Source organism: Alistipes communis (genome assembly GCF_006542665.1).
Lineage (GTDB): Bacteria > Bacteroidota > Bacteroidia > Bacteroidales > Rikenellaceae > Alistipes > Alistipes communis.
On sequence record NZ_AP019735.1, the window covers coordinates 813,992 to 839,689 of the forward strand.

The following is a 25,698-nucleotide window of genomic DNA, read 5'->3' on the forward strand; positions in this document are numbered from 1 at the left end:
ATATGAAAATCATCTGTAAAATCTTAGCTTTCGGAACCATCGCACTGAGCGTCGGCGGCTGCGACCTGACGATGCTCCCCGAACACGAGCTTTCGCCCGAACAATATTTCCAGAACGAGTCCGATCTCACCCTGTGGAGCAACCAGTTCTACAACGACAACCTCGAATCGGCCGACATCGGCATCAACGACGCCGACGACAAGATCGACAACGGACTGAGCGACTACATCACCGGCAGCCGCAACGCCGCCTCGCAGACCTGGTCGTTCAGCGCACTGCGCAAGATCAACTACCTGCTCGAACACCTCGACCAATGTCCCGACCGAGCGCTGGCCACCAAATACGAGGCCGTGGCCCGGTTCTTCCGCGCCTACTTCTACTTCCTCAAAGTGCGCACCTACGGCGACGTGCCCTATTACGACCACGTGCTCGGCTCGACCGACGCCGACGTCTACAAGGCGCGCGACGACCGCGGCTACGTGATGGACCGCGTGCTGGAAGATTTCGACTTCGCGGCCCGAAACCTTCCGGGCACGTGGGAGAGCGGCAACACCCGCGTGACTAAATGGGCCGCGCTGGCCTACGCCAGCCGCGCAGCGCTCTACGAGGGGACGTTCCGCAAATATCACGGCATGGCCGACGCCGACAAATATCTCCGGCAGGCGGCCGCCACGGCCAAGGAGTTCATCACCGACTCGCCCTTCCATCTCTACGAGGAGGGAGCGGAACCCTACCGCGAACTTTTCTACTCGGAGAACGCCAAGACCTGCGAGGTGGTGCTCTGCCGCCGCTACGACAAAGCCTTCGGCATCTCGCACTCGGTGCCCTACAACATCAAGTTCGGCCGCACGAGCCTCACGCGCCGCTTCATGAACCACTACCTCATGGCCGACGGCTCGCGCTTCACCGACAAGGAGGGCTGGGAGACGATGCCGTACAGCGAGGAGACGCAGGGCCGCGATCCGCGCATGGCGCAGACCGTCCTCTGTCCGGGCTACAAGCAGGTGGAGGCCACGACCGTCACGCGCAACACCCTCTCGTCGCACACCGGCTACGAACCGATCAAGTTCGTCGGCACGGCCGCCAACTCGACCACGTCGGGTGCCGCGAGCAGCGACTGGATCCTGATGCGTGCCGCCGAAGTCTACCTCAACTACGCCGAGGCGGTGGCCGAATTGGGAACGATCACGCAGAACGACCTCGAAATCTCGGTCAACCTGATCCGCAAACGCGCGAAGATGACCGGCATCGATCTCACGAAGGCCGACGCTTCGCCCGATCCCTACCTGCTCGAATGTTATCCCAACGTGACGAAGAGCGCCCACACGGGCGTCATCCTCGAAATCCGCCGCGAGCGCACCGTCGAACTGGTCATGGAGCCCCCCTACCGTTCGTGGGATCTCTTCCGCTGGAACGAGTGCAAGCAGGTGCTCAACCACTACCGGCCCTACTACGGCTGCTACATCGCCGGTGCGGGAACCTACGACATGGACAACGACGGCACGCCCGATCTGGAACTCTACATCGACGAGGCGACCTCCTCCTGCCCGACGAAATTGCAGATCGGCAAGGAGGTGATTCTCAGCGAGGAGACCAAAGGCTACATCGTCGGCTACCCGGGCGTCGTCCACGGCCGGAACTGGGACGACGCGCGCGACTACCTCTGGCCCATTCCCGCCGCACAGCGCACGCTGAACCCTGCGCTGACGCAGAACCCCGGCTGGGACGACGGCCTGAACTTCTGACGCAACGACCGTCGGGAGACGATTCATCCGAAGGAGGAAACCGCGACGGTTTCCTCCTTTTTCGTCGCGGCGATCTCCCTCCGGAAACCGGCGGCGGAGCAACAAAAACGGTCGAAACCGCCGTCAACTCGCTTTTTTTTACTATTTTCGCACGACAGCCCTCCCGACCCGTTCGGGGTACGCCGGGGCGAAAAACGACTGTCGAATACAAACGCATGAAACCGCTCCCTCTCCTTCTCGCCGTCCTGCTCTTCGGCATCGGTACGAGTTGTACCGACCGTACCGATCGCCATCAGAAGGCGCTCGAAGAGCTCGACCGTATCATCGAACGACGCGACACATACGGCCGCACGAAGAATCTCCGCATCGCAGCGCGGCGCGACGAACTCGCCGCAGCGAAAGACCCGCGCAAACGGATCGCCCTGGCGGAGGAGATCTACAAGGAGTACTACAACTACGACATCGACTCGGCCTACCACTACGCCCGCAGAATGCTCGCCCTGGCCCAAAGCTACGGCGACGGCACGCGGATCAACTGTGCACGGGTCTATCTGGCCAAAACCGTTCTCAACGGCGGCATGTACGGCGAAGCCTTCCGCATCCTGCATCAGGTCGACACGACCCGTCTGGCGCCGGAAAACAAGAGCGAATACTACAACGTCTACCGCTCCTACCTCTCCAAACAGCTCTCCGGCGCCGATCCCGCGCTCAAAGCCCGTTACCGCGATTCGCTGCAATTCTACAACGTGCTGCGCATCCGCAATCTGCCGGAAGGCTCCGTCCCGCGCAAGGAGCTCGAAGCCATGATGTACTGCAAGGCGGGGGAAGCCCGCAAGGCGCTGGATCTGCTCCTGCCCGAATACGAAGCCGGCATCGAAGACACGCACCTGCGGGCGATGGTCGCCTACCGGCTGGCGCTCATCTACGAACAGCTGGGCGACGCCGACCGCCGCAAGGAGTACCTGATCCGTGCGACGGCCGACGACCTGCGCACCCCCGTGCGCGAGGGCATGGCACTCTACACGCTGGCAGGGCTGCTGCTCGAAGAGGGCGACGTGGAGCGCGCCAACCGCTATATCAACTGCTCGATGGAGGATGCCCTCTACTGCAACTACCGTTCGCGGATGCAGCAGTCGTCCGAGATGGTGCAGCAGATCGCAGGCGCCTACATCGACTCGCTCGACGCCAAACGCCGCGCGATGGGCTATGTCACGATCGTCGTCAGCCTGCTGGTCGTCGTGCTGCTGGGAAGTTTCTTCACGATCCTGGTCTACTACCGCAAAATCCGGCAGATCAGCGCCGCACGGCTCGAAATGAACCGCCAGCTCCGGGAGCTGAACGAACATATCCGCAGCATCAACGGCGAATTGCGCGACGCCAACAACATCAAGGACGAATACGTCGGCCACTACCTCTCCCTCTGCTCCCGCTACATCGTCCGCATCAACGACTACCGCAAACTGTTGTTGAAGGTCTACAAGGACGGCGACTGCGACGCCCTGATACGGGAGTTGCGCACCAAGAACCCCGCCGACGCCGAATACAAGGAGTTTCTGGCGATCTTCGACGAGACCTTCCTGCACCTCTTCCCCGATTTCGTGGCGCACGTCAACCGGCTGATGACCGACGCGGAGCGCTTCTCGCCGCGTCAGCCCCGGACGCTGAATACCGAGCTGCGCATCCTGGCGCTGATCCGGCTGGGAGTGACCCACAGCGCCAAGATCGCCGCGATCCTCAACTGTTCGGTCGCCACGATCCACACCTACCGCGCGCAGCTGCGCAACGCCGCGATCGGCGACCGCAACGCCTTCGACGACGCGATCCGCCGCATCGACATCGCCGGTGCGGAACCGTCGCAGACGGCCTGACGGCGGCACGATGCCCCCTCTGCTCGGCACACTCGTGCGGCACGCCCCTCCCCCGTTCGGCTCCCTGCGCGGCACACGGCGGAAAATCGCGCGACGATTTTTCGTCGCGCAACCGGCTGCGGATCAGGATTCGTTACCCGCAGGTAAGTTGCTTACCCGAAGGTAAGTACTTGTTTTTTACGATTCCCCGCCCTATCTTTACATCATGCGGGCCCGTCGGGGCCCGTGCAGTCAACGTTTTCGTTAAGCCGAGGGCAGAGTCGAACGCAGTTCGAGCTATGCCGAGGCGGGAAATGGAGCATGAAAATGAACGTTTTCGCCAAGCCGAGCGCAGAGCCGAACTTATTCAGGCTATGCCGAGGCGGGAAAACGACTGTTGAAAACAAACGAACCTTTAAAATCGCACAATCATGGCAAAGAAAGCAGCTGTTCTGGTCGTCGATCCGGTCAACGGAGCGGGACTGTTCCACTATCTGGAAGCATTTTTCGAGAACGGGATTCCATTCCGCACGTTCGCGGTGGCCGAGACGCCGCAGGTGACGACCAACTCGGGCGTCGCCCTCCGCCTCGACGACACGGTGTCCCGTCTCGCGGGCCGCGAGGAGGAGTACGATGCGCTGGTCTTCGCCTGCGGCGACGCCATGCCCAAATTCGCCGAGAACGCCGACAAGCCCTTCAACCGGGAGATGCTCCGCATCATGAAACGCTTCGCCGAGCAGGGTAAACCGATGATCGGCCACTGCGCTGCGGCGCTTCTCTACGACAACCTGGGCATCGCCCGGGGACGACGCGTAGCACTGCATCCCTTCCTCAAAACGGTGGTGCGGGAGTGCATCCCCACCGACGACAAGGCGGTCGTCGACGGGAATTTCTACACCGCCCAGACCGAGAACACCCTCTCCGAGCTGATGCCCCGGGTGTTGCAGGCGCTCAAATAGTCCTGCCCCTCAAACCGTTCCGCCCCTGCCGCAGATCGTTGCGACAGGGGCGGAGCCTGTTCGGGGCGGCCGGCGTCACTCGGCCATCGCGTGCGAGAAGCCCTCGACCTTGCGCCATGCGCCGCGCGTGAAGTCGGGCATCGCGACAGGCATCGAGCCGTTGCGCACCGACGCTTCGGTCAGCTCCGCCAGCGACGACCACTCGGCCGCGTCGTAGACGTCCTGATCGAGCGGCAGGCCGTGGCGCAGGCAGTAGACCAGCCGGTAGTCCATGATGAAATCCATGCCGCCGTGGCCGCCCACCTCGCGCGCCTTCTCGCCGATTTCGCGCGTAATGGGATGCTCGTAGCGGCGCAGCATCTGGTCGAGCTGCTCGTCCGAGAGCCGGTGGTGGGCGTCGGGATCGAACGCCAGACTGCGGATCGGGTATTTCTGTGCGAAGCCCTTCGTTCCCGAGATCGTATGGAGCCGGTTGTAGGGCCGCGGAGAGGTGATGTCGTGCTGGATGAGGATGCTCTTGCCCCTGGCCGTGCGGATCAGCGTCGTATTCATGTCGCCCAACGCATAGGGCCTCTCGGCCTCCGCCGACTCCGCGCCGTACTTCGCCGTGGCGTAGGCGCTCATGCCGAACTGGTCGGACGAGAGCGAGACGAGCCGCTCCATGCGGTCGCCGCGGTGGATGTCGAGCAGCTGGCACAACGGACCCAGGCCGTGCGTAGGATAGGGATTGCCCGTATGCAGCGCATTGTGTTCGAGCCGCCACATGTCGACGTAGCCGTGCCGGCGGTCGAATTGCAATTCGCGCAGGTCGTGGATATAGGCCCCCTCGACATGGACGATCTCGCCGAACAGCCCCTCGCGCGCCATGTTGAGCGTCGTCATCTCGAAGAAGTCGTAACAGCAGTTCTCGAGCATCATGCAGTGGCGGCGCGTCCGTTCGGCCGCGTCGACCAGCGCCCAGCAGTCGGCGACGGTCAGCGCCGCAGGCACCTCGACGGCCACGTGCTTGCCCCGCTCCATGGCGTAGAGCGCAATGGGGACGTGCATCTGCCAGTCGGTGCAGTTGTAGATCAGATCGACGCCCTCCAACTCGCAGACGCGGCGCCAGTCGTCGGCGCCCGTGAACTCCTGCGCCGCCGGCAGGCCGTGTACCGAAAGCGTCCGCTGCGCCCGCTCGACGTGGGCGGGCACCTTGTCGCAGAGGGCGACGATCTCCACGCCGTCGAGCTGCGTGAAACGCTCGACGGCCGTGCTGCCGCGCATACCCAGGCCGATGAAGGCCACGCGCACGACGGGAATCGGATCGCAGCGCAGTTGCAGCACGTCGCACTGCCCCTCGGCACGTGCGGGTTCCGCGAAGACGATCGTCCCCTCCTCGATCCGGTAAGGCGCGTCCGAGGCGGGGTGCGGCGTGCAGGCGAAGAGCGGAAAACCGCAGACGAGAAGAAGTGCTGTACGAAAGAGCGTTTTCATGAGAAAGAGGTTTTTCAGGGTTCTGTTCACAAAGTTAGAAAAAATTCATTACCTTTATCCTACCGGACGGGAAAACCGAAGGCGGAGTCCGCGACTTCTCCGCAATTCCCGGATACGGTTGCCCAAACCCTCTACCGCATGAAACGAATAGCCGAACAATTCCGTCTCGACGGCGCCGTGCAGTCGGTCGCCACGCTGGGCGAAGGATTCATCAACGACACCTACATCGTCACGACCGAACGTGCGCGGTACGTCCTCCAACGCAAAAACCGCAACGTCTTCACCGACATCCCCGCCATGATGCGCAACATCGAGGGCGTAACCTCCTTTCTCAGGGAGAAGGTACGCCGCGCCGGCGGCGATCCGCGGCGCGAAGTGATGACCGTCATCCCCACGCACGACGGAGCGCTCTATTACGAGGATGCGGCGGGCGACTATTGGGCCGCGACGCTCTTCATCGAGGATTCGGTGACCTGCCAGTCCGCCTCGACCCCCGAACTGGCCCGCTGCGGCGGCGAAGGCATCGGCCGCTTCCAGCGGATGCTGGCCGACTACGGCGAACCGCTGGCCGACATTCTGCCCGGCTTCCACGACATCCGTTTCCGCTTCCGGCAATGGGACGATGCCCTCGCGCGCGACGCCGCGGGACGCCGTGCGTCGGTGGCACGCGAAATCGAATGGATCGAATGCCGCCGCGACGAGATGCTCCGCTTCTGGCAGCGGGTCGAAACGGGCGAGATCCCGCGCCGCGTGACGCACAACGACACGAAGATCAACAACATCCTCTTCGACCGCCAGGGGCGGGTGCTCTGCGTGATCGATCTGGACACGGTACTGCGCAGCCCCTGCTTCAACGACTTCGGCGACGCGATCCGCACCTACGCCAACCACGGCCGCGAAGACGACGAACACCTCGACGACGTATGGCTCGACATGGCCATGTTCCGCGGCTTCGCCGAGGGCTACCTCTCGGAGGCGCGCGCCTTCCTCACGCCGGCCGAAACCGACGCACTCGCCTTCTCGGTACGCTACATCACCTACGAACAGGTGCTGCGCTTCCTGATGGACTATCTCGACGGCGACACCTACTACAAGATCAAGTCGCCCGACCACAATCTCGTCCGTACGCGGGCGCAGTACGCACTGCTCCGCAGCGCCGAGGAGCGTTACGACGCGATGCGGGCGATCGTCGCCGAACTGGCCGCACGGCCCTGACCGCCGGAACGGACAAAAACGGGGACGACCCAGACGAATTCACCCCGGCGCAGATCGTTGCGCCGGGGTGAATTTCTGTCGGACGATACGCCCGCCTCAGTAGCGCACGGCCAGCAGATCGGCCGCGGCACGGACGACCGAAGCCGTATCGCCCTCCTGCTGCGCCCGTTCGGCCGCTTTACGCGCCTTCCGTTCGGCCTTCGCCGCCCTGCGTTCGGCTTTGCGGATCGCCTTCTCGCTGCGCTCGGTAGCCTCTTCGATCTGCTCGGAGGTCGCCGACGCCTGCTCGCGGAGCTGCTGCTCCCTGATACGAAGCTCCTGCTGCTCCGTGAGCGGCTCCTGCGACGGACAGCACGCCGCATTCACCCGAATGCAATCGCGCTGGCGCAGCCCTCGTTTCCCCATCGGGACACCGATGCCCAGATTGAAGTTCATCCGCCCCTGCTTGATAGGAATCCACTGCGCGCTCTTCTTGGTCAGCAACACGTCGGTAGCGACATAGAAATTGATCCAGCCCGGATTGAGGTTCAGTCCCAACCCCAATGCGCTGGCCCGATTGTCGATGAACGAATAGCTGCCCGAAAGCCCGAACCAGCGCACGGGCTGGAAGTTGACCGAAGCGGTCAGGTTGTGCAGCGCCGCATAGTCGTACTTGTGAATCTGGTACAACGCTCCGAAACCGACGCGCCGGTCCCACAGCCGGTATTCGGCGCCGAGATTCATCGTGTAATGGAGCATCCGCGTCGCGCTCTCTTCGTCGACCTGCTCGAACTTCAACTCGCCCAGATCGAAATCGATGTCGGCAACCCCCGACGCATCGACCTGCGCACCGTCAAAGGTCAGCCTCCGGCTTACGGTGCCGTGCATCGAACTGGCCTTGTTCCACGCGATGAAACCGATGTCGTTGACCGCCGCCGAAACCAGCAGGTTCGGGATCGGCTCGTAGGTCGCACCGATGTCGAAGGCCGCACCGTAGCCGGCGGGCTTGAACTTCGCGTCGAACTCCATGTCGTCGAGCTGGTAGTAATTGCGGTAGACCCCGTCCTGTCCCGCCTCCTGACGGGTGGGGATGGTCAGCAGGTTGCTGTTGACCTCCAATTCGCCGACGGCCTCGGCATACCACTCGTTCTCGCCGAGCGAGACGTTGAACTGCGTGAAATAGGACTTGGCACGGGCCAGCCCGACCAGGAACTTCACGCGCGCACCGACATAGAACTTCTCGCCGATAGGAAACGAGTAGTTGAACCCGGCTTCCGCATAGGCATCCGAACTGAGGCCCAGATTGCGTACCTGCACGCTCTCGCCCGTCTTGAAGAAGTGGAACAGCTCGTAGGGGAACTGCGTCGAAACGCTCGTGCGCAGATTGAGGTCGAACGACCAGAAGTGCTTGCGGTTGGCGGTATAAGCGCCGAAACCGAGCAGATTGACCCGAATGTCGGCGTTGACCAGATTTTTCGAATGGAGATCCGAAAGGGCGTCGGCCGACGAGACCGACGGACTGAGCAGCGTCACCAGCCTGCCGTCGCGGCGGAAGAGCAGGTGGTCGAGCGACGTGTTGCCGCCCGCCGTCACGGCCAGACCGCCCAGTACCGGAATATTGAAATAACCCCGTTGCGGAGCCAGCGCGGGGTTCATCTGCGAACGCAGGGGTACCCCCTCCATGAAATACAACGTGGGATTCTGCGCCGCAGCGCCCGTGCAAACGAGAACGGCGGCCAGCGTATAGAGCAATTTTTTCATGGCTGTCACTAAACGTTAAAGATTAAACCGCCCTTCTTGCGAACTTTCAGGTTGATGGTAATTCCCTGTCCGAGATCGAGCGAACGCCCGGGATAGTAGTTTTCCAGCTGCATGTTCAGTTCGATGCGGGTCTCCTGGTCGAAGATGACCGTCAGTGCATCCGCAGAGACGGACGTCTCCTCGATTTCGACGGGCGCCTCCGCCGTCGGGAAGACGGTAAAGGAAGGAAAGCTGAACAACGTGCGGTCGCTGCCCTCCACCTCGGCCTCGAACGACGGTTCTGCCGAGAAGGAGACCGGCAGGTCGGTCGCAATATCGCCGAAGAGCGACAACGAGGTTTTCGATTCGTCTCCGCCGACGATCATGTCGCGCACGTCCGCCCCCACGTCGATGCCCGAAAGGACGAAGGGCCGGACATCTATCCGAAGGTTCGTCGTCAGGTAACGGGCGGCGAACAGTTCGATATTCTCCCAGATCAGATCGTGCGTCGCCTGCTGGTGGTAGACGGTCCTGAACGCCGCGATATACTCCGCCTCGTCCACATCGACAGGGAGATAATCGGGGAGAAAATCCTCCCTATACTCCGCATAGATCTGTCGGGCGATCTGTTCGAGCTTCCGGTCCGAAGCATCGGCGTCGATCTCCTCCTGCAAGACCGTCAGCAACGTCTGCACATAGGCCTGTTGCGCCTGCTGTCCGTCGCCGCCGGTAAGCCGTTTCACGTCGACCGCCTCCGCGCCGTCCGGCAGCCGGCTCGGCAACCAGACATCGGCTTCGGCCAGGATACCGTCGAGATCCCCCTGTTCGTTCACGATGTCCGCGACGGCGACCCTCAACGTCATCAGCGGGCAGGTGAAGACCGAGTTTTCGTCTCCGATGCCGATGTCGTCCGTATCGATGTCCGACAGATCGTAGTCGTTGTCGATACATGACACCGCGAGCAGGGAGAGGGTGAAAATCGTCAAAAATTTCCTCATGTGTTGTGCGTTTAAATAATAATAGTAAGTATAGATTGCGGGGCAAATATAGGAAATTTTGACACAACAGCGAACCTTTCGACCAATTTACGCATTCTTTCCGGGAAACCGCCGGATAAAATAAGGCCCTGGTTTGCAGCAGCCCGTCCGCACTCCCGTCGGCATCCGTCCCGATCAGTCGAGCAGTCCCCGTTCGGCGGCGTAACGCACGGCCTCCATCGAGTTGTCGGCACGGAGTTTCTCCAAAATGCGTTGCCGATGCGTGTTGACCGTATGTACGCTGATCGAGAGTTCGACAGCGATCTCTTTGCTCAACCGGCCCCTACCTATGAGCCGCAGAATTTCGCGCTCGCGCTCCGATAATGGATCGGACGATGCCCCGCCTCCTGCGAAAGGCAGTGCCCGACCACCCCGGAAATCGAACAGCTGGCTGCGTACCCCGTCAAAAGAGCCTTGATTGGGCGACATATCCAGCACGCTCAGCGTCAGCCAGATATTCCCTCTCCGATCGCATTCCAAAACCTGGAACTGCTCTACGACCCGCACATACCGGCCGCCGATTTCAATCCGGTACTCAGTGAGGAATTTTCCGTTATCGATCAGCTCCTTATGCCCGAGCATGAACCGCAGGCAATCGATACCGTTGCGGTGGACGTCCGGCAGGTCGTCGGGATGGATCCGCGCGGAAAAATAGTCGGAATCCTCCGAAGCGATCCGATCCATGTCGTAACGGAACAGGTCAGGGAAATTGTACGAACTGAAAACATGCCGCCGTCGATACATGTCGAAAACCGTGATCCCGCTATTGACCACCTGCGAAAGCTGCGTCAACCGCGCCACATGGCGATTGAGCACCGCATAGTCCAGCTCGCCGGCATCGAACCGCTGCATATCCAGCAGAGCCTCGAACTCCCGTTGCATTGTCTTCATTAATGATAAATCAGTATTGATCCGCAGGGGAAGACCCCCGACCTTTGCAAAGACAAAAATAATATTTTCCAATTTAAACCCATCTTGTCATGAAAAAAATCGTGTCGACTTTCCTGCTGCTTTTCGCCGTATGCGGCGCATCGGCCCAACTGCATGTCGACCTTCGTGTCGGTGCGTCTGCCTCGATGCTGAGCGAGCAACACCTAAAACTGGGATTACGCGGCGGAGTGAATATCGGGTATCTTTTCGACGAACATTTCGGACTCCGAACCGGTCTCTGCTACGTCATGAAAGGCGCTACGACGTCGAGCGACGTTTTCGACTATGCAAGCGACCGTGCCACGCGACTCTCCTACATCGATCTGCCGGTCGAGGCGACGGTCGGATTCCGACTTTCGCCGACATCGCGCTTCGATCTCCACGCCGGTCCCTACCTCTCCCGACTGTTGCGTGCCAAGGTTCCACGAACGGCTCCGTACACGATCCGCAACTGGGACACGGGCATCTGTATCGGGTTCGATTTCATCGTCGGACACTTCGTCATCGGCCCCGAAGTGCAATACGGCTTGCTGCGAGTTACCTCCTCCGGCAATGAACACAATATCGGCTATTCGTTCACCGTCGGCTATCGTTTCTGAAACCGGAAATTCCAACACGCGAGGGGCGTTTTCGGATTCGAAAACGCCCCTCGCCTAATATCGATCGTCGGCTACTGTTGCTGCGCGGCGATCTGCTGCTCGGCCTGCTCCATGAGTTTCTGCGCCTGCTTCTCAGCGGCCGACACCAGCGCGTCGCCGCTGGCCTGCGCCGCGATCCTGGCCAGTTTGCCCGACGCCTTCCCGACGAGTTTGTCGCGCTGCGCCCTGGCCTCCTCGACGAGCTTATCGCCTTTGGCCTTCGCATCGGCGCGGATCTCGTCGGCCGATTTGCCCTCGGACGATCCGACCGACAGGCCCAGTTTCTCACCGATCGCATTGCTCACGGCGTCCTTCACGGCATTCTTCACGTCGAGCGTGATCTTCGGCGACGAGAAACTGCCGCCGATGCCGACGTCGACCGCCGTAAGAATACCGCCCGCCGATCCTTCGGGCAGCATCACCCGGGCCGTGTAGTCGATCGTCTGATCCAGCCCCGTCGAACCCGACAGGTTGAGCGAAATACCGCCCACGCTCAGATCGAAGGGCTGCGTGGCGATGCGTCCGTCGCGGATCGTGAAACGGATGTCGACATCCTTCGCCTCGATGCGGCGCAGGGCGTCGTTTTTGAGCGCTGCGGCCAACTGGTCGAAGACGGCGATATTCTGCACGCGGATGTTCTTCGAACGGATCGCCCCGTCGGCCTGCAAGGTCGCATAGTCGGGATCCATCGTCTGCGTCAGGCGGGTCGCCAGATCGAGCGACATCGAGTAGTCCCCGCCCGTCTTCTCGAACAGGGGCACCATGCGGCGCACGACGTCCAGCTGGTCGAAGGTCGTCGAGAACGACGCATCGGCGATCTCGGCCTTCAACTTCAACGCCGGCCGCTGCGCGTCGGCTGCCGTCGAGTAGCTGCCCGAAGCCGACATCCGGCCGCCGAAGGCATTCATCGCCAGCCGGTTCATCGATACAGTCCCCTTCGCCACGGTCAGCGAACCGGTGAAATCGTCGAGCACCATTTTCTGAAACAGTATCTTTTTCAGCGACGCACCGAGTGCCAGATCGAGGTTCTGCGGCACGACGACGGCACGCATCGCCGCCGTATCGGCCGGAGCGGCGGCCGCACCGGTATCGGCCGAAGCCTCCGAAGCGTCGCCCAGCAGTTCGTTGAGATCGAGCAGCGACGAACGGACGTCGAGCCGCCCGCGCAGCGTTTGGCCGCGCAGGAGATAGCCGATATAGTTCGACAGCGTGCCCGACGCTTCGATGTCGCTGCACCCCACCGTGACACCCAGCTCCGAAAGGGTCAGCGCCGCAGGGCTGACGCTCATCGCGGCGCGGCGCACCTTCACTTCGGGCAATCCCGCGAGTGCCGCCGTAACCCCTTCGACGGTGAGCCGCCCCGAAGCCGCGATCGCCTCGTAACGCTCCCGCTCGATGTCGGACATCCGCCCCGACGCCTGCATGTCGGCCGTCACGACGCCCGCCAGCGCGATCGAATCGCCCAGCGGATAGACCTCCTTCACAGCCCCCAGATCGACCTTGCCGGCGGCGGCCGCCTTGAAGCGCAGGTCGCTCATCGGCGTTGCGGCCGAGAACGAGCCGCGCAGCGCGTTGCCCGCCATCGTCAGCGCGAAGGTCGGCACGTCGACGGTCGTAGCGTCGGCCGTCCCGCCCGGATTGGCCGCCCTGGCATCGATCGTAATGCCCGTCACGGCCTTGGGCAGCGAGGCGTATTTGAAGCTGCCGTCGCGCACGGCCAGCGTCGTTTCGAAGGCCGGCAGCCGGTCGCCCGCCAGCACGCCTTTGGCCCATGCGTCGAGCGTCAGCTGCCCCGAAGCGGTCAGGTTCTCGAAATCGCGCGTGTAGAAGGCCGGAACCAGCGACAGGACGTCGCGGAACTCGACTTTCGAACTGTTGACGCGCACGTCCATCTCGGTGCGGTCGTCCGCCAGCGCCACCCAGCCGTCGAGGCTCAGAGCGATCGCATTGAGGCTCAATCTGTTGTCGGAGAAAGTGAAACGCTTGTTTTTCAGATCGGCGTCGAGCGTGACGTCGGCCGTCAGATCGGCGTCGCGCAGCAGCGCCACCCCGCCGGCCGCATACGAGAGGCGATGCGCCTCCAACCGCAGGTCGAGGTCGCTGCGCTCGCCCGACAGGTCGCCGCTCAGGCGCAGGTCGAGCGGATCGACACCGGCGCGCATTCCCGTCGAGTCGTCCTCATAGCGGACGACGGCCTCCGACAGACGCACGTCGCGCATCCGCAGACGGAAGGCCGACGGCTCGTCCGCCTCGGCCGGCTCCTTCTCCTCCGCCGGTTCGTCCGAAGGTTTCATCACGTCCCAGTTCACGCTGCCGTCGGCGAGTTTGCGCGCATGCAGATGCGCCTTGTCGACGAGCAGTTTGGTCACCTCGTAGCCCGAATCGCCGAAGAGCGACATCAGGTCGACGACCACCGAGATGCGCCCGACCGAAGCCAGCGTATCCCCTTCGAACGGCGCGGCGCAGACGACCGTCAACCCCTCCAACTCGACCGAAGCGTGCGGGAAATGGCGCAGCAGACTCAGGTCGAGCGAACGGAAATCGACTTCGGCGGTGAGCAGTTCACCCGCCTCTTTCTTCACGATGTCGCCCACCTTCGATTTGAGTGCGAGCGGCACGACGAGCGCGACGGCGATGAGCACGACCGCCACGATCGCAACGATTTTCAGAAACTTTTTCATACGATGGAATTTTAGGAGACCCGCAAGTCCCGCATTCTTCTACCTACTCGGCCGAGGTCAGCAACCCCGCCGTAATCTGCCGCCGCATCCGCACGAGCCACGCCGCACGCCGCACGCGGCCCGTCAGGCAATAGCCGAGGGCGATCCCCAGCGTGGCGCACCACTTGGCCGCCTCGCCCGTCCACAGGCGCAGCAGACCGCCGTCGATCGCGGCCCGCGTGCGCTGGCTCACGCCGATATTGCGGCACAGACGGTCGAAATAGCCGCGTGTGAGCTTCGACGGCGGGATGATGTGGTACATCACCGCCCCGGGCACGTACCAGCACTGTTCGCCGCCGCGCCGCAGCCGTGCGAACAGGTCGCTCTCCTCGCCGCCCAGCAGCCGCGCGCCGCGCCGTCCCAGTTGCGGGTCGAACGCTCCGTAGCGCCCCAGCGCCGTGCGGCGCAGCGCCATGTTCCCTCCGCCGGGAATCCGCCCGCGCGGGAAGGGACGGGGCGTCGGCCCCAGATCGATCGGGTTGGCGATCGGCCGTTCGGTATAGCGCGACATCCATGCGGGACGCCCTGCGGGATACTCCGCTACGATGGGGCCGCCGGCCGACGCCACCGAGGGGTGCGCATCGAAAAAGGCGATGTATGCGGCGATGAACTCCGGCACGATGCGCTCGTCGTCGTCGATGATGGCCACGATGTCGCCCGTCGTCTCGGCGATGCCGCGATTGCGGGCCCACGAAAGGCCCTGCCGCGTCTCGGACACCCGCCGCAGCGGCAGCCCGGGATGCGCCGAGAGAAACTCCTCGAAACGCGCGGCCGTATCGTCGGTCGAATTGTTGTCCACCACCACGCACTCCCACTCGGCTGCGGGCGCCGTCTGCGCGGCGACCGACCACAGCGTCGTGAGCAACTGCTCCGCACGGTTGTAGGTGGCGACGATGAGCGAAAGGCGCGGCATACGGCGGAGGATCAGTCGTTGAATTCGTCGAACATCGTCGTGCTGAGATACTTCTCGGCACGGTCGGGGAAGACCACCACGATGTTGCCCCGCTCGATGCGGGCGGCCGTCCGTACGGCGGCCAGCAGGGCGGCGCCGCTCGACATGCCGGCGAAAATCGCCTCGCGGGCGATGATCCGGCGGGCCATGGCGATCGCCTCCTCGCTCTCGACCATCTCCTGAATATCGATCTTCGAGGGGTCGTAGATGTCGGGTACGATCGCCTCCTCCATATTTTTCAACCCCTGGATGTAGTGGCCGCGCGTAGGCTGGGCGCAGACCACCTTGATGTCGGGCTTCATCGCCTTCAAAAAACGCGACAACCCCATGAGCGTTCCCGACGTGCCGAGGGCACAGACCAGATAGTCGATCTTGCCGCCCGTCTGCTGCCAGATTTCGAGCGCCGTCGACTGATAGTGCGCCAGGTAGTTGCTGGCGTTGGCGAACTGATCGGGCATGAAATAGCGGTCGGGGTCCGACGCTACGGCCGCACGCGCATAACGGATCGCCCCGTCGGTACCCTCCTCGGCGGGAGTGAGAATCACCTTGGCGCCGTAGGAGCGGATGATCTTGCGCCGTTCGATCGACACGGCCTCCGACATGACGATCTCCACGGGATACCCCTTGACGATTCCCACGATCGCCAGGCCGATGCCCGTATTGCCCGACGTGGGTTCGATGATGGTTTTGCCCGGCGTGAGCCTCCCCTCGCGCTCGGCCTCCTCGATCATCTTGACCGCAATGCGGTCCTTGATGCTGCCCGTAGGGTTGAAGCCTTCGAGCTTGGCGAAAATATTGACCTGCCGGTTGGGGGAAAAGTGGTTCAGGCGCACCATCGGCGTCGAACCGATCGTTCCCAGGATATTGTCGTAAATCATAATGCGGGGATTCTCTTTTACCCTGACAAAGGTACGATTTTTCCCGACGCGATGCGCTCCCGCGGCGAAAAATATGAGATTATTCGCACTTTCACCGCCGGAGCCCGACAGCGGATCGGAGCGTCGGCGGGCGGACGAAGGGCGCATCCGCAACCCCGACAGCGATTGCACCGCTGAAACAAGCTCGCCCGATTTTTAATCGCAAAACCCGCGTTTGCGCCTCTACGTCCGACTTTCCGCGTCTTGGCTGCGCCGAAGACACTTACGTCCGGCAATGTTCGAATAAATTCGACATTGCTCTCGCTTATTCGTATCTTTGGCTGCGCCTTAGATACTGCGGTTCGGAAAAAGAAAAACGGTCGTTTTTTCTTTTTCTCTCACCTTAATCGTATCTTTGCATCGGAATCTACGTCGCACCCGCCGCCGCGGGCCTCCGGCAAGCCGCTAACATCTCATCGCATTTATGACAGTCATCAAGGGAGCAGCTACTGAACTCGGAACGGAACGAATCCGCAAATTGCTCGTCCAATACTCCGTACCGGCCATTATCGCCATGACGGCCTCTTCGCTGTACAACATGGTCGACAGCATCTTCATCGGACTGGGCGTCGGACCGATGGCCATTTCGGGACTGGCGCTCACCTTCCCGCTGATGAACCTCGCCGCGGCGTTCGGATCGCTCGTCGGCGTCGGCGCCGCCACGCTCATCTCGATGCGGCTCGGACAAAAGGACTACGCCTCGGCACAATACATACTGGGCAACGTCGTGGTGCTCAACTTCATCATCGGACTCGGCTTCGGACTGGTCACCCTGCTCTTCCTCGACCCGATCCTCTACTTCTTCGGGGCGAGCGAGGCGACGATCGGCTACGCCCGCGACTACATGTCGATCATCCTGATGGGCAACGTCGTAACGCACATGTATCTGGGACTGAACTCCGTCCTGCGTTCGGCGGGACACCCGCGCAAGTCGATGTACGCCACGATCAACACCGTAGTCATCAACACGATCCTCGACCCGCTGTTCATCTACGGCTTCGGCTGGGGCATCCGCGGCGCAGCGATCGCCACGGTGCTGGCACAGGTGATCTCGCTCGTCTGGCAGTTCCGGCTGCTCTCCGATTCGAGCGAACTGCTGCATTTCCACCGGGGAATCTACCGGCCGCGCAAGCGGATCGTCAAGGAGATTCTGGCCATCGGCATGTCGCCCTTTCTGATGAACGTGACGGCCTGCTTCATCGTCATCCTCATCAACAAGGGGCTCAAAGAACACGGCGGCGACCTGATGATCGGGGCCTACGGTATCGTCAACCGGCTGGCCTTCTTCTTCGTGATGATCGTCATGGGGCTCAACCAGGGGATGCAGCCCATCGCAGGCTACAATTTCGGCGCACGGCAGTACGACCGTCTGATGCACGTGCTCAAACTCACCGTCATCGGCGCAACCTGCGTCACCTCGCTCGGATTCCTGCTGGGCGAGCTGCTGCCCCATTGGGCCGTGGCGGTCTTTACGACCGACGAGGAGCTGATCCGGCTCGCGGCCGAAGGAATGCGCATCGTCTTCCTCTGTTTCCCGATCATCGGGTTCCAGATGGTGACGACCAACTTCTTCCAGAGCATCGGCATGGCCCCGAAGGCGATCTTCCTGTCGCTGTCGCGCCAGCTGCTCTTCCTGCTGCCCGGACTGCTATTCCTGCCCGACATCCTCGCCGGCATGGGCTACAACGGCAGCTGGGGCGTATGGTGCAGTATGCCGCTGTCGGACCTTCTGGCATCGCTCGTCGCGGCCCTCATGCTGCTGCGCGAACTGCGCCGCTTCCGCAAACGAATGCAGATTTAACGATTCTACCCTACCATGAACGAAAAATTCGTCATCAACATCGGACGTCAGCTCGGCAGCGGCGGCAAGGCCGTCGGCGAACGGCTGGCCGAGCGTTTCGGCATCCCCGTCTACGACAAGCGGCTCATCAAGATGGCCGCCGAACACAGCGGCTTCGGCCAGGAATTCTTCGAAAAGGCCGACGAAAAGCCTGCCAAGGGGTTCTTCGCCACCCTGCTCGGCTATCTGCGCAGTCCGTTCGCGGGCGACGACGCGATCTACAACAACCCGCTGAGCCACGACGCGCTGTTCAAGATGCAGAGCGACGTGATCCGCCAGCTGGCCGAGCGCGAGTCGTGCATCTTCGTGGGCCGCTGCGCCGACTACATCCTGCGCGAACATCCCCGCTGCGTCAACATCTTCGTCTCGGCGTCGCGCGAGGACCGCATCGAACGGCTCGTGCGCACGCGCCGGCTGACTCCCGAAGCGGCCGAACAGCTCATGGATTCGACCGACGAAAAGCGCGCCGACTACTACAACTATTACAGCAACCGCACGTGGGGCGCCGCCGCGACCTACCACCTCTGCATCGACTCGTCGGTGCTCGGCATCGACGGCACGGCCGCCTTCGCCGAGGAGTTCATCCGCAAGAAACTGAACCTCGCCCGCAAGGATTGAACGCTCCCCGACCTACGACCTCCCCTTATCGAAAAAGCAGCCGTCCGACGATCGGACGGCTGCTTTTTTCGGATTTCTCAGGGCCTATTCCCGCTCGATGCGCAAATCGTCGAACCACATCCGGCAGGAGTTCGATCCCGTCACGGCTCCCGTTCCGTCGAGCGACGTAGCGATCGTAAAGGTCGTCGCGCCCGTCGCGCCCGTCACACGAAGCGTATGGAGCGTATACTCCATATACCCTTTGGCATCGGCGCCCGTTTCGACAGGCGTACGATTCCGGAGCGTCTGCGTCTGCGTGCCGTCGTCGAAGGTTCCGTCGCCGTTGACGGTCACCACGACGGTCGTTCCCGACCCCTGATTGGGAGCCGTCTCGAACTTGCCGGTAGCCAGATTGGGCTCATAATAAGGCGCGGCATTGAACGACAGCACGACATTCGCCGGCGCATCGACGCCGAGCGACGCCAATGTCGGCGTAGTCAACTTGCCGATCGCGGAGGCGGAACCGAATTTCAACGCACCGCAGACGGGAAAGAGACCCGTATTGTCCGCCTTGTCGGCCGACCACGCATAATCCGACCAGTGCACCGCACGATACGAAGCGTGCTGCTTCGTGCCGAACGCATCCTCCATACATCCCATCGGATGGCAGACCGACACGGGCAACGCATCCTCGACCGACTCTTCGGTATAGTCGATCGAAGCCTGCGTCCCCTTGACCTTATGCGCCCATGCGTTATCGATCGACGACCCTCCGTAACGTGCATCCTCGAAATCCTTATACAGCAACACCTTGTCGCCGAGAACGGGTGCAGCGTCGGTCGTCACGGAGATGTCGGTCCACGCGGAGTCTTCGAAGCGCGCGGCATCGGTCGAAACGGCCTGTACGCGAATCGTATACGACGTCGCAGCCTTCAAACCTCCGAAAGCGAACCGGTTGTAGAGATAAGAGTAGATCGTTCCGTTCTTGCCTCCGTATTTGAAACTGTATTTGTCATACGACCGCAGCACCTTGTCGCCCTCCAACAGACGGATATTGAACGTCCGCCCCTGCGTTTCATAGGTGTCCACCGACTGCTCGAACTCGGCTACGATCATGCCGTGCGTCTTGCGGAACACCTTGATCCCGGGTGCGGGAAGCTCTTCGGAGAGCGTCTCGACCGTCATGCTGCCGTCGGCTACCAATTCGTTGACATCCAACGGCATCGTATAACGCACCCCCGCTTCATAACGTTTGGAGGCCCTGACCCGCAGCGTTGCCTTCTTCGAACCGGCATAGAGCGTCACGGTCATCGGGTCCCCTTCCTCGACGACGGGATTGACCAGCAGCCAGCCGGAGACCGGTTTTTCCAGCACGGGCTTGTCGGAAAACGAAAGCGTCGATTCCGCACTTGCCGACACCGGCGTAAGCGCCGCCTCCGGATCGGTCAGATCGGCAGTAAAATCACCCGACAGATCGCGGTTGTCCACCGCAAGAACGATCCGGTCGAGCGGCTGGCCGAACAACTCGCTGCCCGTCAGATCATCGACCGTAAAAGCCAGCAGAGACAACTTGTTGCGAAGCGAAAAACGCTTCTGCGCGGCATCGTAGGAACCGATCTTGAAATCATTGGCGCCGATCGATGCCGTCGTACTGTTTTGTGTCTGTTCCGCGTCGACGGTCACGGCCAGCGTCGCGGTCGACGTTCCCGCGTCGGCCGAATAGGGATAATAGACGTACTGCGGGACAGCTCCCTTCGAGAGCGCCCCCTCGAAGCGTCCCACCGACTCTCCGGCTCCTTCCGAAAGCAGGAACGAAACGTTGGCATCGCCCTTGTCCGAAAATACGCCCAACCGATCCTGATTCTCCCACAGCACTTTCAGGCCGTCGTCGCCGAGTACCGTACGCGACCCCTGCTGCAACTCCGCCGTGAGCCGGATCGTCGTCTCCGGGCGCTGCAACTCCGAACTTCCGTCGTTCGTACAACCGGCCATCACTCCCGCAAGGGCCAGCAAACACATCATTTCACGTATCATTTCCTTATCTGTTTTTTTACGATTCATACTTTGATTTTATTTTCAGAAACCGTCGCCTCCGTTGCCGTAATCGCCGCCCGAAGCCGAGCCGCCCGGAGTGCCGCCCGTATCAAACCCGTCGCCGCCGTCGCCATAGGATCCCCCTCCGGCCGAACCGCCCGAGGAGGCGGAACCCTCCGTATCGAATCCGTCCCCGCCGTCGCCGTAATCGCCGCCCGAACCCGAGCCCGACGATCCTTCGCTCTGACCGCCGTCGTCGCGCACGATCATCAGATCATCGAACCACATGCGATAGTAGCCTTTCTGCGCAACGGTCGAGATGGAGACGCGAGTATGCGAATCGGCACCCTTGATCCGCACCGAATGCTCCGTCCACGAATAATGTCCGTTGCCCTGGGCATCGGTCTGATCGGGGGTGAGATTGGTGAGCGTCATCTCGGTCGAACCGTTCTCGAACGTACCTGCACCCGCCCAGATCGAGATATTGAAGGTCGCGCCGCAGAGAATATAGGGGGAAACCATCAGATTACCCGTGGTCAGATTCGGTTCGGTGTAGGGACAAGCCTTGAACGAGACGACGATATCCGAAACTCCGCTCAGACCGTACTGCCCCAGCGCCGGCGTGGTCATACGGCCGTAGGCCGAACCGCTGCCGAACTTCACGGCCCCGCAGATCAGGAACAGTCCCGTATTCGACTTTCTGGCGATATCTTTTTCACCGATATCGCTCCAATCCCAGCCGCTCCAATATTTGCGACGATACTGTTCGGGCAGTTTGGCCGTATTGAAACTGTCCTCCATACAACGAATCGGGTAGACCACATAGAGTTCGATGCTCTCCTCGGCATCGTAATCCAGATCGAGCTGATTGCCCGACGGGTGCTGCCCCCACGCCACATCGATGGCGCTGCCGCCGAACCACGCCTCTTCGAAATCCTTGTAAAGCAGGCAACCGATCGGCAACTGCGGCCGCGGATCGGTCGTCGCCTCGCAGCAGACCCAATTCGAATCCCTGTATTGCTCGGAATCCGAAACATACTGCACATAGAATCTGTAATCGGTCGAGGGCTGCAATCCGCCGAACGCCTGCCGGTTGTAGACGTAAGAGAGGTTGTAGGTAGCGTTGCTGGCGTAATTCACCCGACTCTGCTGACGGACGACCACGCTGTCGCGGTCGACCAACACGAAATTGTAGCGGCGGCCGTAGGTCGTCGTATACGGATCCTTCGTCCACTCGAAGACCAGCATCCCGTGCGTCTTGCGCAGCAGACGCACCTCGGGATCGGGCAACAGCCCGACGGTCGTCGCCTCCAACTCGGCGGCCTCCGACGCACTGTAAATCGTCCCTTCGGCAGGTACGGCACGCACCGAGAAACGATAGGTCGTACCCATCTCCAACCCCTCGACGGCGGCCGTCGTCAGCGGCGTCGACCCTTCGGCCACCCGCACGCCCTGTTTCGTATACAGTTCGTAATCGTAGCTCTTGGCGTTGCGCACGGCATCCCACGAGAAGGTGAGCGACCGTTCGGCGATCGCGCATTCGAGCCCCTCCGGTGCAGCCAGCTCCCCGCCCAGTTCGAGCAATTCTCCCTCGGCTTCCTCTCCCTCGACGAGTGCCGGATCGTCGATCCGCACGCCATCGGCCCCGGTCGAGAGCCGGAACCAGAGCTGCGTCACGTCTTCGGCAATGTAGAAAGCGGTCATCGGACAACTCCACCCTGCCTCCGGCGCGACCGCGAACGGCACGTCGATCCATTGCGTCGCATTGCGGCTGGCCTGCAACCGCACGCTTCCGGCCGCTTCGGCCGAAGGCAGATAGAACCCCGTCGAGAAGCGCAGATCGAGCGCACCCTTCACATCGACCGGTCCCAGCGTAAAGAATCCGCCCGCAGCCAGGACGATATTCCCGCCGCCGCTCGCACCTTCGTATCCCGTCGAAGGAGCGTCGGCGGCCACCGTCGCCCGTTCGGCCCCGTAGACCGTTTCGAGCGCACCGCAGCCCGCGATGCGGAAATCCTCGTAATCGGAGGGTGCGACGGCCTCGTCGGCACCGGCGCCGAACGAATCTTCATAGTAGCGCAAGCGGGAGCCGGCGCCCTCCTGACGCACCTCGACCTCTTGCGTCGTACCGTCGCCGCAGCCGATCCGCAGCACGGCCGTCCGGGCCGGGCCGTCGTTGGCCTCCACGCTCAACGTCACCGTACAGCTCCCCGAAGCAGCCGAAGGATCGGTCCGCACCCACGCGGCGGAGGACTCCGCGAACACGCGCCAGTAACCGTCGGACTCGACCTCGATCGACGGGATGCGGCCGTCGGCGGTCAGTCCGTTCTTTCCGACCTCGACCCTCGCGGCGCTGACCTGCAACAGGCTCACCGCATCGCCGCCGTCGGCACACCCCGCCAGCAAGGAGACAACTCCCCAAAGCGGGATGAGAATAGATAGAAATGGATTATTTTTCATCGTCTCTTCGCTTTATCAGTTCATATCCGCAGTAAACTCCTTGGGACGGCGCATCGTCTCCTCGTAACGGCGGCCGAAACGGTCGGTCGCCTCGACATGCAACGATGTGCGCGGCGACGAAGCCACGACACGGAACATGTGCGAGTGACGCAGCGACTCCCAGTCGTTGACTGGATCGAGCCCGTTCAGAATCCGCGCATAGTCCAGACAGATCGTATGCAGCGGATCACGATGCCACACCCGTTCGACGGGCAACTCGCGGCCGTTCTCCGTCACGCGGAGCGTCCACTGCGAATCCCAGTTCCAGACATTGATGAAGACCGTATTGTCGGCCACGTCGAAATAGTCGTCGCCCGCACCGTCGTCCGCACGCCGCGGCCATTGCGAGAGAATCTCGATCACGGCCGGCGTGTAGAATTCACGCACCTTGTTCATGTCGTAGGTGCGGAACTGCTTGTCGCGATCCTGACCGACACCCTTGTAGTACCAGTTCAGCTCGCGGCCATCGGCCTCGTAAACGGCGTAACCGGCCGGCGACCCGTCCTTGCAAACCCCGACGCCCGACAGTTTGCCGGCCCACCACCACGTCTCGCAGACGGCGGCGACATTGTGTTCGAAAATCGCTCCCCGCTCCATATTGGCATTGTAATGGGTATGTCCCGTCAGAAAGTGGACGTCCGAGAATCCTTTGAAACAATCGAACAACTCCTGCGTTTTCCCCGCGGGATTGAAACTCTCCCTATTCTCGAACGCCGCGTTGTAGTTGTTCATCGCCGGACAGTGCATCCCCACGACCACGGGCTGCGACTTGTCGCGCAAGGCCGCCAGATCGTCGCGCAGCCATGCCAGTTGCTGGTCGGTCACATAGGAGTGGTAGTTGCGTTTGCCCATCGAACCTTCGGTGCCGCCCGTATTGATGTAAACCGTGTTGTCGAGCATGACGTAGTGCACTTCGCCCACGTCGAACGAGTAATAGGTCGGACCCAACGCCTTGCGGTAGGCCGCTTCGGCGGCGAAATCACCGGCGAAATAGGGATCGTTGTCGTGGTTGCCCATCGTGTGGTAGATCGGCACGGGATACCCCTGCATCGTGGTGCGGTAGTTGCTCAGGCTGTAAAGATTGGAGTACCAGAACTCGTCCCACGTCATGTCGCCCAACACCATCAGATAGGTAGGCACGCTCTGTGCCGAAGCGAAGGCCGTCGTCTCGGCGATAAACCCCTCGGCGAACTGCCGGAGGTCGCCCGTCGCCGTGGGACGGTTGGCCAGATGAAGGTCGGCGGCCACGATCATCACATGGCGCGACTGATCGACGCGGCGCAACTCGAAATCGTGCTGCTCGCAGACATCCGCCGCCTCCGCGAGCGGCGCCCAGAAAGCCGGAGCGGTCGTGTCGGTGCTCTCGGCCTCGTAACCCGACGGCAACGAGACGAACACATACCCCTGCCGCTTGTCGGACGCGAGCCAATAGTAACCGTCGGCATCGGTCACGGCGGTCTCGAAACCATCCGACACGCGCACGCCGGCCACAGGTTCCAATCCGCAGTAGACGACGCCCTTGATCGTCGCCCCTTCGCGGTCGGGAATCCGTGTCGGATCGAGCGTTATGCGCAGGTTCACTCGCGCCAGACGTTGCGATGCCGCCCCTCGCACCAGTGTCAGGTCGTAACCGCCCGAAGCCATGCCGGCCGGAACGGTCGTGCAGGCAAAGCTCTCGGAGACTTGTGCGAGCGGACTTTCGAAGCTGCCGGTTCCGCTCTCGAAACGGACGACATCGCCTTCGGCGAACCCCGTTCCCAGCATCGTCAATGTCTGACCGGCGTGAACCGGCAGCGGCGACGCAATCCAGAACCCCGTAACCAAACGCCCGTCGTCGGACAGAGCCTCCTGCACGGGATCGTCCGTGCAGGCAACCGCGCCCAAGAGGACGAAGAGGCAGCAAAGGGCAATTTTATAACAGCGTTTCATAATCGGTTCTCATTGTTTAGTTGTTCGACTGTTTCACGGCGAGCGACACTTCGCACGCCGTTCCGGGAATGTAGAGCCGCACCGCGCCCTCGCGCGATGCACCCGTGTCGTTGACCGCGCAAACGACATTCAACCGGGTGGCGGTACGTTCGCCCAGCGAGAGCCATGCCTCGTCCTCCGGCGACACCTCGGCACGCCATTCGGCGTTGCAGGTCACCAACACGTCGAACGAAGCAGCAGACGCCGCCACCTGTTTTTCGGTAAAATTCGTCGCAATCGCAGGCGCGGGCGCCTGCTGCCGCACTTCGAGCGTGCGCATCAGTTCGCCGCCGGCATAGATCTCCAAATGGTCGTAGCGCAACTCGGCACGGTCGTTCTCGTCGACGGTCACCGAGAAACGCCCGTCGAAATCGCCCTCGGCGGGCCACACGTCGATCCACTCGTCGCCGTAACGGCAACGAATCGACCATTCGGGGACATTCGAGTAGAGCAGAAAAGTTTGCGAACCTCCTTCGGTCGTAAATTCGAGCGATTCGAGCGCCGGTTCGAACGTCAAACGCGCCCCTTCGGACGACTCGTCGTCGCAGGCGGACGTCAGCACGCAAAGGCCGGCGGCAAGGAGCAAATAGTGTATCGTCTTCATCGTT

Annotated in this window: 18 protein-coding genes; 7 read left to right on the forward strand and 11 right to left on the reverse strand. The window is 61.9% G+C overall.

The features are described from left to right. The first annotated feature begins 2 nt into the window (after positions 1 to 2). From FMF02_RS03375 to FMF02_RS03385, 3 genes are all read left to right on the forward strand, one after another. Positions 3 to 1,745, forward strand: a complete 1,743-nt coding sequence (locus FMF02_RS03375) for a RagB/SusD family nutrient uptake outer membrane protein (RefSeq protein ID WP_141412213.1) — start codon at positions 3 to 5, stop codon at positions 1,743 to 1,745. A 215-nt stretch (positions 1,746 to 1,960) separates the two neighbouring features. Beyond that, on the forward strand, positions 1,961 to 3,613 hold the full coding sequence (locus FMF02_RS03380) for a SusR-related protein (protein ID WP_141412214.1): 1,653 nt from the start codon (positions 1,961 to 1,963) through the stop codon (positions 3,611 to 3,613). Between the two features lie 410 nt (positions 3,614 to 4,023). After that, positions 4,024 to 4,551 (forward strand): DJ-1/PfpI family protein, encoded by a 528-nt coding sequence (locus tag FMF02_RS03385; RefSeq protein ID WP_019131444.1) that lies wholly within the window; start codon positions 4,024 to 4,026, stop codon positions 4,549 to 4,551. Positions 4,552 to 4,626: 75 nt separating this feature from the next. On the opposite strand, the gene FMF02_RS03390 is transcribed toward FMF02_RS03385, so the two are convergent. Continuing rightward, on the reverse strand, positions 4,627 to 6,024 hold the full coding sequence (locus FMF02_RS03390) for a Gfo/Idh/MocA family protein (protein ID WP_141412215.1): 1,398 nt from the start codon (positions 6,022 to 6,024) through the stop codon (positions 4,627 to 4,629). A 138-nt stretch (positions 6,025 to 6,162) separates the two neighbouring features. On the opposite strand from FMF02_RS03390, the gene FMF02_RS03395 reads away from it, so the two are divergent. Further along, on the forward strand, positions 6,163 to 7,239 hold the full coding sequence (locus FMF02_RS03395; protein ID WP_019131446.1) for a phosphotransferase enzyme family protein: 1,077 nt from the start codon (positions 6,163 to 6,165) through the stop codon (positions 7,237 to 7,239). Positions 7,240 to 7,335: 96 nt separating this feature from the next. Here the strand turns inward: FMF02_RS03395 and FMF02_RS03400 are convergent, their stop codons facing one another. From FMF02_RS03400 to FMF02_RS03410, 3 genes are all read right to left on the reverse strand, one after another. Beyond that, positions 7,336 to 8,979: a DUF5723 family protein gene (locus FMF02_RS03400; protein ID WP_179952783.1), complete on the reverse strand. Its 1,644-nt coding sequence runs from the start codon at positions 8,977 to 8,979 to the stop codon at positions 7,336 to 7,338. A gap of 8 nt (positions 8,980 to 8,987) precedes the next feature. After that, on the reverse strand, positions 8,988 to 9,956 hold the full coding sequence (locus tag FMF02_RS03405) for a hypothetical protein (protein ID WP_141412216.1): 969 nt from the start codon (positions 9,954 to 9,956) through the stop codon (positions 8,988 to 8,990). Positions 9,957 to 10,130: 174 nt separating this feature from the next. Then, positions 10,131 to 10,886, reverse strand: coding sequence for a helix-turn-helix transcriptional regulator (locus FMF02_RS03410; protein ID WP_141412217.1), 756 nt, complete (start codon positions 10,884 to 10,886; stop codon positions 10,131 to 10,133). Between the two features lie 89 nt (positions 10,887 to 10,975). On the opposite strand from FMF02_RS03410, the gene FMF02_RS03415 reads away from it, so the two are divergent. Beyond that, the gene (locus FMF02_RS03415) at positions 10,976 to 11,524 is read left to right on the forward strand and encodes a porin family protein (protein WP_141412218.1); all 549 of its coding nucleotides are present in this window, start codon (positions 10,976 to 10,978) and stop codon (positions 11,522 to 11,524) included. Positions 11,525 to 11,595: 71 nt separating this feature from the next. Here the strand turns inward: FMF02_RS03415 and FMF02_RS03420 are convergent, their stop codons facing one another. From FMF02_RS03420 to FMF02_RS03430, 3 genes are read right to left on the reverse strand one after another with little or no spacing between them, the layout of a single operon-like run. After that, positions 11,596 to 14,244 (reverse strand): AsmA family protein, encoded by a 2,649-nt coding sequence (locus tag FMF02_RS03420; RefSeq protein WP_141412219.1) that lies wholly within the window; start codon positions 14,242 to 14,244, stop codon positions 11,596 to 11,598. Between the two features lie 43 nt (positions 14,245 to 14,287). Then, positions 14,288 to 15,196, reverse strand: coding sequence for a glycosyltransferase (locus FMF02_RS03425; RefSeq protein WP_141412220.1), 909 nt, complete (start codon positions 15,194 to 15,196; stop codon positions 14,288 to 14,290). A gap of 11 nt (positions 15,197 to 15,207) precedes the next feature. Beyond that, positions 15,208 to 16,113 carry a PLP-dependent cysteine synthase family protein gene (locus FMF02_RS03430; protein WP_141412221.1) on the reverse strand — a complete coding sequence of 302 codons (906 nt, stop codon included), beginning with the start codon at positions 16,111 to 16,113 and terminating at the stop codon, positions 15,208 to 15,210. Positions 16,114 to 16,576: 463 nt separating this feature from the next. Between FMF02_RS03430 and FMF02_RS03435 the strand changes: the two genes are divergently transcribed. Beyond that, a complete protein-coding gene (locus FMF02_RS03435; RefSeq protein WP_026075108.1) occupies positions 16,577 to 17,953 on the forward strand; it encodes an MATE family efflux transporter in 1,377 nt (458 codons plus the stop codon). Positions 17,954 to 17,968: 15 nt separating this feature from the next. Next, positions 17,969 to 18,610: a cytidylate kinase-like family protein gene (locus FMF02_RS03440; protein WP_019131455.1), complete on the forward strand. Its 642-nt coding sequence runs from the start codon at positions 17,969 to 17,971 to the stop codon at positions 18,608 to 18,610. An 84-nt stretch (positions 18,611 to 18,694) separates the two neighbouring features. On the opposite strand, the gene FMF02_RS03445 is transcribed toward FMF02_RS03440, so the two are convergent. Genes FMF02_RS03445 through FMF02_RS03460 form a run of 4 tightly spaced genes read right to left on the reverse strand, consistent with a single transcriptional unit; the run spans position 18,695 to position 25,694 of the window. Continuing rightward, on the reverse strand, positions 18,695 to 20,623 hold the full coding sequence (locus tag FMF02_RS03445; RefSeq protein WP_162502267.1) for a fimbrillin family protein: 1,929 nt from the start codon (positions 20,621 to 20,623) through the stop codon (positions 18,695 to 18,697). 42 nt (positions 20,624 to 20,665) lie between these two features. After that, a complete protein-coding gene (locus tag FMF02_RS03450) occupies positions 20,666 to 23,083 on the reverse strand; it encodes a fibronectin type III domain-containing protein (protein WP_141412223.1) in 2,418 nt (805 codons plus the stop codon). Positions 23,084 to 23,098: 15 nt separating this feature from the next. Then, on the reverse strand, positions 23,099 to 25,051 hold the full coding sequence (locus FMF02_RS03455; RefSeq protein ID WP_141412224.1) for a calcineurin-like phosphoesterase C-terminal domain-containing protein: 1,953 nt from the start codon (positions 25,049 to 25,051) through the stop codon (positions 23,099 to 23,101). A 16-nt stretch (positions 25,052 to 25,067) separates the two neighbouring features. Continuing rightward, positions 25,068 to 25,694, reverse strand: coding sequence for a BACON domain-containing protein (locus tag FMF02_RS03460; RefSeq protein WP_141412225.1), 627 nt, complete (start codon positions 25,692 to 25,694; stop codon positions 25,068 to 25,070). Positions 25,695 to 25,698 lie beyond the last annotated feature (4 nt).